Below are 16,042 nucleotides of genomic sequence, written 5' to 3'. Positions count from 1 at the left end.
CAGGCGACTGCCCGAACAACGCATCCGACGAAGAACCACCCTGACCCGGCACCCGATCGCTACCCTCAGCGCCCCACGCCTCAGGAACCGGCGGCGCCTGCGGCGTACCACCCAACGGATCCCCGACCCCCGGCCGTGCCGCACCACCCGGGTTGCCAGATTCTCGCGGTGCTTGGGCTGTGCCTGCCAACGGATCCGACGCATGAGCCGGACCACCCGGCATCGCGGGCTCGCGCGGTGCACGCGGCGTACCAGCCAACGGATCCCCGGCCGCAGGCCGCGCAGGACCACCCGAGGTACCAGATTCGCGGGGCGCTTGGGGTGTGCCTGCCAACGGATCCGACGCCTGAGCACCACCTGGCATGCCAGGCTCGCGCGGTGCCTGCGGCGTACCAGCCAATGGATCCTCGGCCGCCGACCGTGAGGGACCGCCCGGGGCACCGGGATCGCGTGGCGCCTGCGGTGTGCCTGCCAGCGGGTCCGAGGTGGTCGGGCGGGTCGGAGTACTGGGAGCGGGTGGGGCTTGGGGCGTGCCGCTCAGTGGGTCTGATGGGTTGGGCGGCGTGCTCCGGTCGTCCGGCGTACCGGGTGTTGGGGGAGCCCAGTCGTCCGGACCGCCTGGAGGGGGCGGAGTGTGTCCGGTGGGAGGGGTCTGGTTCTCGTTCTCAGCCAACTTGAATTCCCTTGAAGGCCTCGGCCGCGGCCGTTTTCAGGTCTGGGCGGTCGTTCGGGATGCTGCTGACGTACGCGACGGCGGTACCGTCGCCAAGGTCGAACACGGCGACCGTCAGCGTCAGCACCCGATTCGGTACGGCGGCCGACTTCGCGGTCACGGTCTGCTGGTAGAACCAGCCCGCTTTCTCGCTCCGCTTGACGGCACCGTTCGCGATCGTCTTGAACGTGACCGGGATGTCGCCGTACATCGTGCGCTGCAACTGCGTCGACACGGTCGCCGCCGTCGCCTTCGGGTCGCCGTTGAACCCGGACCCGGTACCGAGACCGCCGACGAAGATGTCGGCGCTCCAGTCGTCGCGGGTACCGGCGGCGTCGCGCTGCAGCAGGATCCGCTGGCCGCCCGCGTTCCGGGTCTCCGGCACGAACAGCTTGTGATCCGACCACGGCGGGTTCCGGCGCGGGAACGAGATCGCGTCCGACGAGATCCGTTCGATGCCCTCGTGCAACTTCGGGTTCTTCGACTGGCCGGGCTTGATGCTGGACTGGTTCGTCGGCGTGGGGGACGCGGTCTGCGTCGGGCTCGGACCGGGGTCGGCGGTCGTGTCGTCGCCGTTGGTGAGCAGGACGATCGCGGTCACGACAAGCAGTACCAGCGCGACACCGCCGCCGACGATCAACGGCAGCTTCCCGCCGAACGGACTGCCGCCACCGGAACCCTTCGACTTCTTCTTCCCCGGCTCCCGCTTGCCGACGCCGGCACTCAGATCGGTCTGAGCACCCCAGGCCTCGTCCTCACCCCAGGCCCGCGGAGTCGTCTGCTGCGCGCCGTGCTGCGCACCCCACTGCCCGCCCTGCCAGCCTTGGTGAGCCGGTTGCTGCGCGGCTTGCTGCGAGTCGCCCCAGCCGTTGCCACCTTGCTGCTTGGCCTCCTGCACCGGCCAGGACTGCCCGCCCCACAGCTGATTGCTGCTCTGCTGGGAGTCCGCCGGCTGCTGTCCCCACTGACCGGATTCCTGTACGCCGTGCTGGCCCGCAGCACCCCACCCGTTGTCAGCCGACGCCTCACCGGCCGCCGTACCCTGCTGCGAACCCCACAGCTGCCCGCCCTGCGGCGCAGCCGGCTGCCCGCCCTGCGGACCGACCTGCTGCCCGCCGCCGGCCTGCTCCTGGCCGCCGGACTGCTGTCCGTTCCAGCCCTGGTCCTGGCCGGTGGACTGCTGGCCGTTCCAGTTCGGGTCCTGGGTGGTGTTGCTGGACGGTTGGTCGCCCCACAGCTGGATTGGCTGCTCCTGCGGCGTCTCCGTTGTCTCCGGGACGGTCCAGAGCGGTGCGGCGTTCTCTACTGCCTGCTCTTCCTCGTCGTCGGACTCAACACCCCACGCCGGAACGTCGTTGGACGTCTGCTCGTCCTGCTCGTCACCACCCTGGCTACCCCAGTCCGGCTGCAACTCCACCGCGACCGCAGCATCCTCAGCCGCCAGCTCATCCGCCGCCTGCACAGCCTCCAACTCAGCAGCATCCAAACCAGCACCATCCGCAGCCTGCCCGGCCGTAGCGGCACCTTCCCCGACGGAGCCGTCCCCTCGGGTTCCTTCTCCTGCGGTACCAGTCCCTGCGGCGCCGGTTCCTACGGCACCGGCATCCGCGACACCGGGTGCGGAGGCCACTGCGTCGGCGGTCTCTGTACCGGCGGTCGCTGTAGCCGCGGCCCCTGTGCCGGTGGGCTGCGCGGTGTCAGTTTGCGTGGTGCTGGTGTCTGCAGCGTCGGGTTGTGTGGTGGGTTCCTGGGCGGGTTCTTCGGGTGGGGCTGGGGCGAGTTTCAGGGTCCAGCCGTTGGGTTGGTCCGCTTGTGCTTCGGTGTTGGCTGGCTCGAGTTCCTCGGTGACCTCGCGTTGGGTCCAGTGTTCTGGGGGTGCGGGGGCCAGTTCTGGGGCGCCCCAGGTTGCCCGGGCGCGTTCGGCGGGGGTGGGGCCGTCGTTGGTTGGGGTTGTGGTCTGCACGGCGGGTTGCTGGATGTTGATCGGCTGCGTCGGCTCGTGTGCCTGCTCGTCGGGGGAGACTGCGCGGAGGCGAGGGCCGCCGTTCGCGGCTACCTCGTTGCCGGGCTGGTTGTCCCAGAGTTGCGGGGCTCCGGCCGGCTGCCACCAGCTGCCTCCATCCGCTTGGTCAGCTCGTCCAGCCGCACCAGCTGCACTACCCACGCCAGACACACCCGCAGCGCCAGACGCACTGCCTGCGGCAGACGCAGGTGCCGTACCGGCCGCATTAGCTGCGCCAGGCGCACCGGCGGTGCCAGATGCACCGGCGGCTGCAGTCGTGCCAGTCGCGTCAGTTCCCGTTGGGTTGATGGCCCGCAGGACAGGGCCGGACGTTGTCGTCTCGTTGACTGGCTGCGTTGCAGCCTGACGTTGCGTCGGGGGCTGCGGTTCCTGCGGTTGGGCAGGTTCGGGCTGGTGCTGTGTGGGCGCCGGTTGGTCGGTCGGGGACGGCGCAGGGCCGGGGCGTGTGTGGTCGCCGTACGACGGTGCGAGGCCGGGGCGCGTGTGGTCGTCGTACGTGGGCGCGGCCTGGGTGGGGCCGGGCGGGGGCGGGGCGGTCTGCGGCTGGACCGGCTGTGCGGGGCCGGTGTGTGCTGCTCCCGTGTGGGCAGGTCCGGTCTGCGCGGGGCCGGGTTGTGGTGCGTCCGGTTGGGGGGACCAGTGCTCGGGGGTTTGGCCCGGTGCGGCGGCCTCTTCGTAGGACGTGAATTGGTCTGCGGACCAGGGCTGTTGGTCTGCTGTCCAGGGTTGTTGCGGCTGGTCTGTGGCCGGGTCGGCTTGGGACCAGGGTTGGGGCTGGGTTGGTTCGGTGTTGGGGTCTGGTTGGTCGTATGACGTGAACTCGCTGGGGGACCAGGGTTGCTGGTCTGCGGTCCATGGCCGTTGGGGCTGGGGGGCCTCGGGGGTGGTGGGGTGCTGAGCAGGCCAGGACTGCTGCTGCGGCTCGTGTGGCTGCCGCGGCTGCTGCTGTGCCTGGTGCTGTTCGGGTGCTGGGGTGGGTTGGTCGTACGAGGTGAACTCGTTGGCGGACCAGGGTTGCTGGTCTGCGGTCCACGGTTGTTGTGGTGTGGGCTCGGTGGGCTGTTGCGGGGGCCAGGGCTGGTCCTGGGGGGACCAGGGCTGGACCTGGGTCTGTTCGGTGTTGGGGTCGGGCTGGTCGTACGACGTGAAGTCGGTGGCGGACCATGGTTGCTGGTCGGTGGACCAGGTGGGGCCGGCGGGCGACTGGTCGGGTGCGTGCGTGGCCTGGGAGTCGGCGGGGGCAGGCGTGGGCCGGGTCGGGTCCGTGGCCTGGCTCGGCTGGGCGGGCCAGCTGGGTTCGGCGGCCTGGTTTTGCTCCGAGGCGCGCGTCGGCTCGGCTGCGCGCGCCGACTCGGCTCCGCGCGGCGACTCTGTGACGCGGGTTGGCTCAGCAGCGGTCGGCTGGGAGGCGGGCGTCGGCTCGGGGGATTCGGCGGCTAGTTCGGCGGCCTTGTCTTCGTGTTCTGTTTTGTTGGTCCACTTCTCGCCGTTCCAGAAGCGGATCATGTTGGGCTGGCCGGTGGGGTCGGGGTACCAGCCGGCGGGTGGGTTGCTCATCCGCGTCCTCGCTGCACCGTCGGCGCGCAGGCGCGGACCCTGTCGGCAACGAACTGACCCCAGACGTTCATGTGTTCACCGTAACTTCAGCGCGTGTCAGTCGGATCGGTTCTGCCCGGTCCTCAGACACCGTCCTCCTGGCCCAGGCTGAAGGCGGCCTCGAGGTCGTGGCTGGAGTACGCGCGGAAGGCGATGTGCGTCTCGGTGCTGAGCACGCCGGGCACCCGGTTGACGTGCTCGGGGATGACGGTGGCCAGGTCGTCGTGCCGGGCGACCCGGACGAGCGCGATCAGGTCGAGCCCGCCGGTCACGGAGTACACCTCGCTGACGCCGTCGATCGCCGCCAGCTGCTCGGCGACCTCCGGGATCCGTGCGACGTCGGCCTTGATGAACACGATCGCGGTGACCATGCCGTCCTCTCCTCAGAACCATCCGGGAACCACACCCCAACCCGCCGAAGCATAGTGTCGCCGCTAACCGACCCGGGCCGGACCCAGCGGACGCAGGTGCCGGCGCCGCTCGGTCGGGTGCTGGTGGGCGTCGGAGTGGGCGTTGTCGAGGCGCGTCAGATGCCGCCCGGCGCCGCTGACCGGACAGGTCCAGGTGCCGTCCATCTCCACGAGTCGGATGCCGGGCAGCTCGAGCCAGCGCAGGATCAGCTCGATCTCCTCGGGCGAAGCCGCCGCGACCGGGCCGATCCCGGGCAGGACCGTCTCAGCCGAGGCGCGCAGCATCTCCAGGTGCGGCCGCGGGTCCGTCCCGCGCGGGCTGAACCCGGCCGCCGCGAGCCGCCCGCGGCGGATCACGTGGAGCTCCCAGCCGCCGTCCTCGGTCCGCCTGGCGGCACAGATCTCCGCGCAGCCGGTCACCGACGCCATCCGCTGCATCCGCGCCGAGCTCCGCACGAAGGCGCTCAGCCGGTCCCGATGTACGGCGGCGTCCTCGAACCGCTCGTCGGCGGACAGTACGTCGATCCGCCGGTCGAGCGCCTCGACGACGGGTGTCGGGTCCACGGTCAGCGCGGAGCGCAGCGCCGTGACGAACTCGCCGTACGAATCGACCGAGATCCGCCCGTCGCACGGCGCCACGCAGCGGCCCATCTCCGCCAGCACGCACGGCGACAGCGAAGGCGTCCGGGACATCCGCGCGGTGCACTGCCGGATCGGGAAGGCCTCGTGCAGCGCGGCCATCGCCCGCTCGGCGGTCTTCCGCGAGCTGAACGGACCGAGGTACCCGGCGTCGTCGTCGCGCACCTGTTTGACCAGCGACAACCGCGGAAACGGTTCGACGGTGACCTTCAGCCAGTGTTGCCGCTCCGGGAACTTCGAGCGCCGGTTGTACCGCGGCTTGTGCTCCGCGATCAGCCGCAACTCGCGGACCTCGGCCTCCAGCGGCGTCCCGCACTCGATACCGCGGACGCCGGTGGCGATCCCGACCATCTCGCCGATCCGGTTCCGGGTCTCGGAGGCGGTGAAGTACGACCGGACGCGGGTCCGCAGGTCCTTGGACTTCCCGACGTACAGCACCTCGCCGCGGTCGTCGGTGAACAGGTACACCCCGGGCGCGTGCGGCAGCGCCTCGGCCAGGTGCCGCTTGGCGCGGACCGCCGGCGCGACCCGGGACGAGAACGTCTGCAGGTCTTCCAACGTTTGCACGCCCAACGACCCGACGCGCTCGAACAGCCCGTGCAGTACGTCGACGGTGGCCCGGGCGTCGGACAGCGCGCGGTGGTTGGGCGTGGTCGTCGCCCGGAAGAGCTTGGCCAGCGTGCCGAGCTTGCAGTTCGGGGCCTCGATGGGGGTGATCACCCGGCGGGCGAGCAGCGCGGTGTCGACGACGGCGAAGTCGGGCCAGTCGTACCCGTGCACGAGCGACTCGTGTTTCAGGAAGCCCATGTCGAACGGCGCGTTGTGCGCGACCATGACGCACCCGTGCGCGAACTCCAGGAACGCGGGCAGCACCGACTCGATCCGGGGTGACGAGGCAACCATCAGGTCGCTGATCCCGGTCAGCACGGCGATGAACGGCGGGATCGGCTCCGACGGGTTCACCAGGGTCTGGAACTCGCCGACCACCTCGCCGGCGCGCACCTTCACCGCGCCGATCTCGGTGATGCCGCCCTCACCCGGCGGGTTGCCCGTCGTCTCCAGGTCGACGACGCAGAACGTGATGTCCCGCAGCGGCGTCCCGAGGTCGTCGAAACTGTGCTGCACACCGCGGATCGGCACCGTCGGATCCGGGGGCGGTGTGCGCACTGGGCTGGTCATGGTCACGACGCTAGGAGCCGCCACCGACAATTCCGCAGGTGACACGCAGACGAGTCGACTAGGCTCTGTGTATGCGTACACAGGCGATCACCGCGATCCCGGGCCGCGAGCCCGTCCGCTGTGGTCTGCGTCACTGGCCCAGCGGGTGCTGCCGGCTCGTCGTTCCGGCCGGACTGCGGACCGGTGACTGAGGCAGGCACCGCCGCGAGCTCCGCCGCTACGACTTTGCCTGAACCGGTGCGGCAGCGCGTCCTCTCCCTGGCCGCGCAGGCCCTCGGCCAGCTCCCCGCCACCGACATCCCGGCACCGCTGCGCCGGTTCGCCAGCTTCGCGCCGGCGAAACGCGCGAAGCTGTCCGCGTCGGTGCTCGGGCCGATCCTCGAGACCGACGACCACTTCCGGCGGCTCGCGGCCTTCCAGGTACGGCGTGAGCACCCGGAGCTCGGCGATGCGGTGGCCGAAGGCGTAGCGGTGCCGGCCGCGGATCCGGTGGAGGTCGCCGCGCTCGCGTACCTGCTGCGCCCGGACGACTGGGAGAAGCTCGTCGCCGCGGCGGCCCAGCTCCCGGTGGAGAGCCCGCGCGCCGACGAGGAGGCCGTCAACCGGCTCTCCGACCAGCTCGACCAGGCGCGCACCGAGACCCGTCAGGTCCGCGAACGGCTTCGTGAACAGGTCAACGAGCTCAAGGCCGAGAACGTCACGCTGCGCCGCAAGCTCAACGAGGCCCGGCAGCGCATCACCGGCCTGCAGACCGAGGTCGAGGAGCGCACCCGGCAGGCCGAGACCGCCGACGAACGCGTCGACGCGGCCCGCGCCGAGGTCGAGCGCGAACTGCGCAAGCTCCGCGCCCGGATCACCGAGCTGGAGGCCGTCGAGCACGCGGCTCGTCGTACGGCGGGCCAGGAACGCGAACTGGCCAGCACGCGCACGCGGCTGCTGCTCGACACGTTGCTCGAGGCAGCGAGCGGGCTGCGCCGCGAGCTGGCGCTGCCGCCCGGGGGAGAGCTCCGCCCGGCGGACACCGTGGCCGGCTCCGAGCCCGAGGCCGCTCCGGTCGGGCGTACGGCGCCCGAGGACGACCCGGCGTTGTTCGACGAGTTGTTGTCGTTGCCTCAGGTGCACCTGATCATCGACGGCTACAACGTGACGAAGACCGCCTGGCCGACCTCGCCGCTGCACTCCCAGCGGCAGCGCCTCGTCACCGCGCTGGGCGCCCTGGTCGCGCAGCGCCGCGTCGAGGTCACCGTGGTGTTCGACGGTGCCGAGCTGTCCGGGCCGGTGCAGCTGAACCCGCCACGCGGCGTTCGGGTCCGGTTCAGCCCGGCCGGGGTGATCGCCGACGAGGTGATCCGGCAACTGGTGCGCGCCGAGCCGCCCGGCCGCCCGGTGGTGGTCGTCTCCACCGACCGCGAAGTTGCCGAGAGCATCATCAAACTCGGCGCCCGTTCACTGTCCGCGACCAGCCTGGTCTCCCGGATCGCCCGCACCTGACGACGGAAACTGTCGGTGGGGGTCTCTAGCGTCCTTCTCAGCCGGATGCAAGTCCGGGTGCTTCCCCCTTTGGAGGATGTTGTGCTGATCGACTGTGACGCCTGTGTGATGAAGGGTCCGGGCTGCCAGGACTGCGTCGTTACCGTGGTGCTCGGGTTCTCGGAGGAACGGTCCGGCAGCTTGCGCATCGACGACGACGAGAAGGCCGCCCTGGACGCGCTCGCCGAGTCGGGCCTGGTGCCGCCGCTGCGCCTGGTGCACGCGGTGGAGAGCGTCGAGCCGGACGCGGTCCCGAAGGAACAGACCGGCTGACGCCGCTCGACACGCCGGTCCTTGTCAGGACCTTTGCGCGCCGACGGTGCTGCCCGGCGTGGCCGAAACCCCTGCGGGGCAAGGCGAAACGGCCGTCCGGCCGCGAACCGGCTTCGTTAATTTTCCATCAAACCCGAGGGGCGAATTGCACTGGTCACGAAACGGTCACTACTGTTACCTCTCGTTGCCTCAGGGTGTCGGCTGCTCCGGCCGACCGGGCAGCGGTAAGCCGAGGGAGTGATCCGGCGGATTCCGCGGACGTGACGTCCGCGGCCGGCCTGGTCAACGGGGACGGCGCGAGCAGAGGAAGGGACCGACCGGGCTGTGTCCATCGGACGCATCAACCGCACCAAGGGAATCGCCCTCGCCGCCATCACCAGCACCGCCGTCGCCGCTGGCGTGATCTTCATCCAGGGAGCCGCGGGCGCCGACCCGAAGCCCACCCTGGACGAGGCGAAGAAGCAGGTCGCCGAGCTCCAGCACCAGGCCGAGGTGGCCGGTGAGTCGGCGAACGACCTGCGCGGCCAGATCAGTGCCTCGACCGTCCGGGTCAAGGCGCTGCAGGCCGGGATCGCCAAGCAGCAGGCCCAGGTGGACGCGGTGAAGCGGCAGATCGGCTCCCTCGCGGTGGCCGGCTACCAGACCTCGGGCATCTCCACGACGGCGCAGTTGCTGCTGTCGAACAACCCGGACCAGTTCCTCAGCCAGGCGTCCACCGCGCAGGCCTTCGCGGGCCAGCAGACCTCGGCGCTGCGTCGCTACCAGGTCGCGCAGGGCAAGCTCACCGACCTGCAGGCCAGCGAGCAGACCGAGCTCGCCGCGCTGCAGGCCGTGCAGGCGAAGCAGGACGCGTTCAAGAAGCAGGTGCAGGCGAACCTCGACAAGGCCGAGGGCGTGCTCGACAAGCTGAGCGACGCCGAGCGCCGGCGGATCGAGCAAGAGAACGAGAAAGAGGCCGAGGAGGCGCGCGCCCAGCGCCCGAGCCGGGACGGCGAGCGCACCGGCGACGACGAGGACCTGCCGAACGTGCCGGCCAGCGGCCGCGCGAAGATCGCGGTCAACGCCGCGCTGTCCCAGATGGGCGACCCGTACGTCTGGGGCGCCGAGGGGCCGAACTCCTACGACTGCTCCGGGCTGACCCTCTACGCCTGGGGCAAGGCCGGCGTCTCGCTGCCGCACTCCTCGAAGGCACAGATCAACGAGGGCCGCCGGATCAGCAAGTCCGAGCTGATGCCCGGTGACCTGGTCTTCTTCTACTCGCCGATCACCCACGTCGGGATGTACATCGGCAACGGCCGGATGGTGCACGCGCCCCGCCCGGGCAAGAGCGTCACGATCACCTCGATCGACACGATGCCGTACAGCGGCGCCAGCCGTCCGGGCTGACCTGCGACCTTGACATACTCTGCGGCTCCGGGGAGAGATCCCCGGAGCCGATTGGTTTGGGATGCCGTAGTGTCGGTGGTGGCCGGGTGTCCCGCCTGACTGGGGCAGGTGAGCAGCGAGGGGCCGAGGTGATCGACGAGCAGGGCGATACGGTTCCGCTGCCCATGATCCCGTCGGCCGGTGACCCAGAGGAGTCGCTCGATCACGGGCGGGAGCCGTCCGGGCGGGCGTCGTACGCCGACGGTCCGGGACGTCCGCCGTTCGGGCCCATCCTGAAGAAGGTCGCGCTCGGCCTCGCGGTCTGCCTCGTCGCCGGAGCCGGGTACGCGGGCCTGCAGCACATCGCGAACGCCCCGGCCGACCCGAACGCTCCCGCCGCGCAGCCACCCCCGTCCGCGAGCCCGACCACGCCCGACCAGGCGCAGGCCGGCGTCCAGCGCGCGGTGGCCGGTGAGGCCGTGCTGCAGAAGATGGCCGACGCCATCGAGAACGAGGACCGCGGCGAGTTCCTGAACACCATCGACCCGAAGGCGACCGCCTTCCGGACCAGCGCGCGGACGATCTTCAGCAACCTGGCCGCGCTCCCGCTCGGCACCTTCCAGCTGCGCTACGTGAGCGACGACATCGGCGCGCTGACACCGGACCGGCAGGCCGAGCTCGGCGGGACACAGTCCTGGCTCGCCCAGGTCGAGGTGTCCTGGCAGCTCGCCGGGTACGACGTGAAGGCGGCGCGCGAGACCCTCCCGGTGACGTTCGTGACGCGCGACGGGAAGACGTACGCCGCGTCGTTCTCGGAGCGGTTCGTCGCCGGGCAGCGGCGGCCGGTGTGGACGCTCGGCGCGCTCGACGTGGCCAAGGGCGAGCACAGCCTGGTGATCAGCCTCGAGTCCGAGTCGGAGGCGCGCAGCTACGTCCCGGTCGCCGACAAGGCGGTCGAGTCGGTGAGCAAGGTCTGGGGCCGGAGCTGGCGGCAGAAGGTCGTCGTCTACCTGCCGGCCAAGCAGTCCCAGATGGAGGCCGTCCTCGGCGCCCGCCCGAACACCTACACCCAGATCGCGGCCGTCACGATGGCCGAGCTCGACACGCCGGCCGTCGGCGCGCCGGTACGGATCGTGGCGAACCCGAAACTGTTCGAGGAGCTCGGCAAGCAGGGCCGCCGGATCGTGCTCACCCACGAGACCACCCACGTCGCATCGACCGCGACCGCGTCGCCGGTCCCGTTGTGGCTGGCCGAAGGCTTCGCGGACTACGTCGCGTTCAACGCCGTACCCGTGCAGGACGAGTCGGCGGCGAAGGAGCTCTTCAAGGCAGTGCGCGCCGGGCACGTGCCGCCGGCGCTGCCGTCGACGGAGGCGTTCGCGGCCTCGGCCACCGAGCTGCCGCAGGCCTACGAGTCGGCGTGGCTGGCCTGCCGGTTGATCGCCGAGCGCGAGGGGGAGGACAAGCTGGTGAAGTTCTACCGGGCCGTGCACGCGTCGAAGAGCGCGACCGGGCTCGCCGACGCGTTCAAGTCGGTGCTGGGCACGACCGAGGCCGAGTTCGTCGCCGAGTGGCAGAAGTACCTCGAGAGGCTCGCCGGTGGCTGAGCGGGCCGCCGGCCCGTGGGCGCCGCGCGCCGCGGGCGGCCTGCTCGCGCTCGCACTGGTCTTCACGATCGCCGTCACCACCCCCTGGCACCTGATCGACCTGCCGAAGCCGGACGCCGCGCTGGACTTCACGGCCGCCGAGATCGCCCGCCAGAACGCGTTCCGCCACGAGATTCTGCGCTGGTCGACCACCTCCTGGATCATCTCGGTGGTCGTCCCGCTGGTGATCGGGTTCAGCCCGCTGGGCCGCCGGTTGTACGACGCGCTGCGCATCCGGCCGTGGTTCCTCGCCGTACCGGTCGCGGTCGCGGGCATCGCCCTGATCACGAACCTGCTCACCGTCCCGACCGACGTCCTCGCCCAGCGGGTCAGCGTGAAGTACGGCCTGGCCGTGGAGAACTGGCGGCTGTGGGTCTGGGACCGCGGCGTCAACTGGGCGATCACCTCCCTCGGGGTCGCGGTGATCGCAGTCGTCCTGATCGCGCTGGCGAAGCGCCGGCGTCGCGGCTGGTGGTTGCCGGGGGCAATCGCGGCCGGGCTGCTCGTGCTCGGCGTGTCGTTCGCCTACCCGGTGCTGATCGAGCCACGGTTCAACGAGTTCACGTCGATGCCGGCCGGTGCCCTGCGCAACGACTTCCTCCAGCTCGCGGCCGAGGACGGCGTACCGGTCAAGGACGTGCTGGTCGCCGATGCCTCGAAGCGGACGACGGCCCTCAACGCGTACGTCTCCGGCTTCGGATCCACGCGGCGGCTGGTCGTGTACGACACGCTGCTGAAGGACACGCCGCCGGCCCAGGTGCGCCTCGTGGTCGCGCACGAGCTCGGTCACGCCGCCGAGGACGACGTCCTGCACGGCACGCTGATCGGAGTGCTCGGTACGGCGTTCGGCATCACGCTGCTGTACCTGGTGCTCGGGGCCCGGATGGCCGACCCGCGGCGGATCGGCGTCTTCGTCGCGCTGGTCGTGGTCGCGACGACGCTGGCGAGTCCCGTGCAGAACCTGGTGAGCCGCAAGATCGAGGCGCGCGCCGACTACCACTCGCTGCGCCTGACGAACGACCCGCGGAACTTCGCCGCGATGCAGCACGACCTGGCCGTCCGGAACATCTCCGGCCTGTCTCCGAGCCGCTGGCGGTACTGGATGTTCGCCAGCCACCCCACGGCGCCCGAGCGGATCGCGATGGGCCGCGCCTGGGCCGCCCAGAACGGCACCACGGTCCCACCGCTGGCGAAACGATGACCGTCCTCGTCGTCACCAACGACTTCCCGCCGCGCCAGGGCGGGATCGAGACGTTCGTCCGGTCGCTGTGCGACGAGCTGCCCGACGTCGTCGTCTACACCTCCCGCGAGCCCGGCGACACGGCGTACGACGCGACGCTGCCGTTCCGGGTGGTCCGCGACCGTACGGCGATGTTGTTGCCGACGGCCCGGGTCACGAAGCGGGCCGTACAGCTGATGCGCGAGCACGGCGCCGACCGCATCGTCTTCGGCGCCGCAGCACCGCTCGGGTTGATAGGGCCTGCGCTGCGCAAGGCCGGGGCCCGCCGGATCGTCGCGATGACGCACGGACACGAGACCTGGTGGGCCGTTGTACCGGGGGCGCGGCGGGCGCTGCGGCGGATCGCTGACGCGGCAGACACCGTGACGACGGTGTCGGCGTGGTGCGCGGAGCAGATCGCTCCGGCGCTGTCGCCGGCAGCGACCCGGCGGATGCGCCGGCTGACTCCGGGCGTCGACACCCAGCGGTTCGCGCCGGGTTGTGGTGGTGATCAGATCCGCAAGGGCCTCGGGCTCGACGGGGTCCCGGTCGTCGCCTGCGTGTCGCGGCTGATCCGCCGCAAGGGGCAGGACACGTTGATCCGGGCGTGGCCGGGCGTGCGGCAGGAGGTGCCGGACGCCATGCTGCTGCTCGTCGGCGGCGGACCCGACCGCGAGTACCTCGAGGAGCTGGCGGCGAGCGTCGGCGTAGCGGACGCGGTGGTGTTCACCGGCGCGGTGCCGTGGGCCGAGATTCCGCCGTACGTCGATGCGGCTGATGTCTTTGCGATGCCGTGCCGGACGCGGCGGTTCGGGCTGGAGCCGGAGGCACTGGGGATCGTCACGCTGGAGGCATCGGCCGTCGGCAAGCCTGTGGTGGTGGGGGACGCGGGCGGGGCGGCCGACACCGTGCGGCACGGCGAGACCGGCTACCTGGTCGACCCGTACAACCCGGCGGCCGTGGGTGTGCGCATCGCCGAGCTGCTGATGAACCCGCAGGACCGAACGGCCCTCGGCGCGGCGGGGCGGAAGTGGGTCGCAGCCGACTGGACCTGGGCCAGGTCCGGAGCGGTACTGCGGGAGCTCCTGGACGTGTGACGAGGAATTGGTGGACAGCGAACGCCGGGAGTCGTGTACTCTGGCCGGCATGCACCGGATGTTCCGACTTGCCGCAGCCGTACGAGCTCATCGCTCTCCGGCTGCCGCGGCCTGACATCCTGAATCCACCACCGGCGACCGGAAACGGTTCGCCGGTGTTGTCGTTCTCGTAGCCCCGGTGGTCTGGTTCCGGTCCAATCGACAAGGGCACGAACCATGAGCATCAGCAGGACCTTCATCGACTTCTTCCTCGACCGCGAGCACGTCCCGACGACCGGGTCCACGCTCATCCCGCGGCTCGGTGATCCCGTGCTCTTCACGACCTCGGGCATGCATCCGCTGACGCCGTACCTGGAAGGGGAACCTCATCCCCTCGGCACCAGACTCACCGGCATCCAGCGATGCCTGCGCACCACCGACCTCGACGAGGTGGGGGACCCGACCCACCTGACCGTGTTCGAGATGCTCGGCTCGTGGTCGCTCGGGGACTACGGGAGCAGCCAGACCCTCAGGTGGGGGTACGAACTGCTCACCACGGGCTTCGGCCTCGATCCGAAGCAGCTGTACGTCACGGTCTTCGGCGGTGACGAGCAGGTGCCGCTCGACCAGGAGTCGCTGCGCACCTGGCAGGAGCTCGGCCTGCCGATCGAGCTGACCACCGACGACAACTGGTGGTCGAACGGCCCGACCGGTCCGTGCGGCCCGGACTCGGAGATCTTCGTCTGGACCGGCGACGGCGAGCCCGAGGGGACGCCGACCACCGACGACCGCTGGGTCGAGGTGTGGAACCACGTGATGATGCGCTACCGCCGCCACGACGACGGGTCGCTCGAGGAGCTGAAGCAGCAGAACATCGACACCGGTCTTGGCCTCGAGCGGCTCACGATGCTGCTGGAGGGCAAGCGGTCGGTGTACGAGACCAGCCTGTTCGAGCCGTGGCTGCGGCTGATCCCGAAGCTCTGGACGCTGGACGAGCGGTCGCAGCGGATCGTCATCGACCACCTGCGGTCGAGCATCGTGATCGTCGGCGACGGCGTGCATCCGTCGAACACGGGCCGCGGGTACGTGCTGCGCCGGCTGATCCGCCGGATGCTGACGATCCTCTGGCAGGACGACGAGTCGCGCTCGCTGTCCGACGTGCCGATCGAGCTGTTCGAGCACACGCTGAGCCACTTCCACCAGGGCGAGACGGTGACGCTGATCCGGCGGATCCTGATCGACGAGGAGATCCGGTTCAGCAACCTGCTCGACCGCGGCCGCCGGGTGCTGAGCCACGAGCGGTTCCACAAGTCGCTCGACGACACCGACTACGAGTACCTGCACGAGACCCACGGCCTGCCGCGGGAACTCGTCGACTCACTGCGCTAGAGGACGACCTAGATGGGTTCGAGAACGTCGGTGCGGGGAGTGTCGGAGTCCGGGATCTCGGGCGGCGCGACCTTCCCCACCGACGACTGGGCCACGAAGGCGCCGGCCAGCACGATCACGCCGCCGATGATCTGGTTCGTCCGCAGCGTCTCGCCGAGCAGGATCAACGCGAAGATGCTGGCCGCGACCACCTCGACGTACGCGACCGCGCCGCCGACCGCAGCGGACAGCCGCTGGACGGCGGCCGCGCCCGCCAGGTACGCGACGACCGTGCTCACCACGATCAGCCACGCGGCCATCACCCAGCCGGGCGCGTGCCGCTCGCCGATCGCGATCGTGTCGGCGAGCACGTGCCACGGCGTACCCCACGGCGCCGCGATCAGCGTCAGGACGACGGCGCCGACGACACTGCCCGCCGCGGTCATCACCAGCGGATCCGCGGCGCCGGTCAGCTTGTCGATCAGGATGAAGTACGTCGCCTGGCACGCCGCGGCACCGAGCCCGGCGAGCAGGCCGATCAGGTCGATCCGCAATCCGGACCAGATCTCGGCCACGGTCGCGAGCCCGACGAGCGCGATGCTCACCCCGATCGCCGCCGAGCGCGGTACGGCGATCTTCTGGCCGAACTTCAGCCACGCGACCACGAGCACCGGGCCGGAGAACTCGAGCATCAGCGCCACGCCGACCGGCAGCCGGCTGGCCGCGATGAAGAACAGCGTCTGGCAGCCGGCGATCCCGGTCAGGCCGTAGAGCACCAGCGACTTCCAGGATGAGCGCGCCTGGCGCAGGCCCGCGCGGCCGCGGAAGATCAGCACGAGCGGGACGAGCAGCGCGGCCGCGCCGAGGATCCGTAACCAGGCCGCCTGCTGCGGGGTCATCCCGGCCCCGATCAAGGCCTTCGCGAACGGTCCCGACCCGCCGAAGGTGATCGCGGAGAAGACCGCGAACCCCAACCCCACCGACTTCGTGCTGTACATGGGCATAA

At 70.7% G+C, this 16,042-nt stretch carries 11 protein-coding genes; 7 read left to right on the top strand and 4 right to left on the bottom strand.

The window, feature by feature from the left end; all coding sequences use genetic code 11:
- Positions 1-665: 665 nt before the first annotated feature.
- The 3 genes from ABN611_RS37855 to ABN611_RS37845 all read right to left on the bottom strand — a co-directional run bounded on the left by ABN611_RS37855 (position 666) and on the right by ABN611_RS37845 (position 6,559).
- Positions 666-2,183 (bottom strand): hypothetical protein, encoded by a 1,518-nt coding sequence (locus ABN611_RS37855; RefSeq protein WP_350277117.1) that lies wholly within the window; start codon positions 2,181-2,183, stop codon positions 666-668.
- Positions 2,184-4,414: 2,231 nt separating this feature from the next.
- Positions 4,415-4,702: an Lrp/AsnC ligand binding domain-containing protein gene (locus ABN611_RS37850; protein WP_350277116.1), complete on the bottom strand. Its 288-nt coding sequence runs from the start codon at positions 4,700-4,702 to the stop codon at positions 4,415-4,417.
- A gap of 63 nt (positions 4,703-4,765) precedes the next feature.
- Entirely contained in the window at positions 4,766-6,559 is a 1,794-nt protein-coding gene (locus tag ABN611_RS37845; RefSeq protein WP_350277115.1) for a DEDD exonuclease domain-containing protein, read from the bottom strand.
- Positions 6,560-6,796: 237 nt separating this feature from the next.
- Here ABN611_RS37845 and ABN611_RS37840 point away from each other — a divergent pair, with 237 nt between their 5' ends.
- From ABN611_RS37840 to ABN611_RS37810, 7 genes are all read left to right on the top strand, one after another.
- The gene (locus ABN611_RS37840) at positions 6,797-8,050 is read left to right on the top strand and encodes an NYN domain-containing protein (RefSeq protein ID WP_350277114.1); all 1,254 of its coding nucleotides are present in this window, start codon (positions 6,797-6,799) and stop codon (positions 8,048-8,050) included.
- An 81-nt stretch (positions 8,051-8,131) separates the two neighbouring features.
- A complete protein-coding gene (locus tag ABN611_RS37835) occupies positions 8,132-8,362 on the top strand; it encodes a hypothetical protein (RefSeq protein WP_350277113.1) in 231 nt (76 codons plus the stop codon).
- A gap of 324 nt (positions 8,363-8,686) precedes the next feature.
- Entirely contained in the window at positions 8,687-9,748 is a 1,062-nt protein-coding gene (locus ABN611_RS37830; protein ID WP_350277112.1) for an NlpC/P60 family protein, read from the top strand.
- 86 nt (positions 9,749-9,834) lie between these two features.
- Positions 9,835-11,334: a hypothetical protein gene (locus ABN611_RS37825; protein WP_350277111.1), complete on the top strand. Its 1,500-nt coding sequence runs from the start codon at positions 9,835-9,837 to the stop codon at positions 11,332-11,334.
- Entirely contained in the window at positions 11,327-12,574 is a 1,248-nt protein-coding gene (locus tag ABN611_RS37820; protein WP_350277110.1) for a M48 family metallopeptidase, read from the top strand. Before ABN611_RS37825 ends, ABN611_RS37820 begins: the two co-directional genes overlap by 8 nt.
- Complete coding sequence (locus tag ABN611_RS37815) at positions 12,571-13,689, top strand: glycosyltransferase family 4 protein (protein ID WP_350277109.1); 1,119 nt, start codon at positions 12,571-12,573, stop codon at positions 13,687-13,689. The genes ABN611_RS37820 and ABN611_RS37815 overlap by 4 nt, the downstream gene beginning before the upstream one ends.
- A 216-nt stretch (positions 13,690-13,905) precedes the next feature.
- Entirely contained in the window at positions 13,906-15,057 is a 1,152-nt protein-coding gene (locus ABN611_RS37810) for an alanine--tRNA ligase-related protein (protein WP_350277108.1), read from the top strand.
- Between the two features lie 8 nt (positions 15,058-15,065).
- On the opposite strand, the gene ABN611_RS37805 is transcribed toward ABN611_RS37810, so the two are convergent.
- On the bottom strand, positions 15,066-16,034 hold the full coding sequence (locus ABN611_RS37805; protein ID WP_350277107.1) for a DMT family transporter: 969 nt from the start codon (positions 16,032-16,034) through the stop codon (positions 15,066-15,068).
- Between the last annotated feature and the right edge of the window lie 8 nt (positions 16,035-16,042).

Source organism: Kribbella sp. HUAS MG21 (assembly GCF_040254265.1).
GTDB lineage: Bacteria > Actinomycetota > Actinomycetes > Propionibacteriales > Kribbellaceae > Kribbella.
Note: the sequence above shows the minus strand (reverse complement) of the source record. Positions and strands in the feature narration are given on the sequence as shown.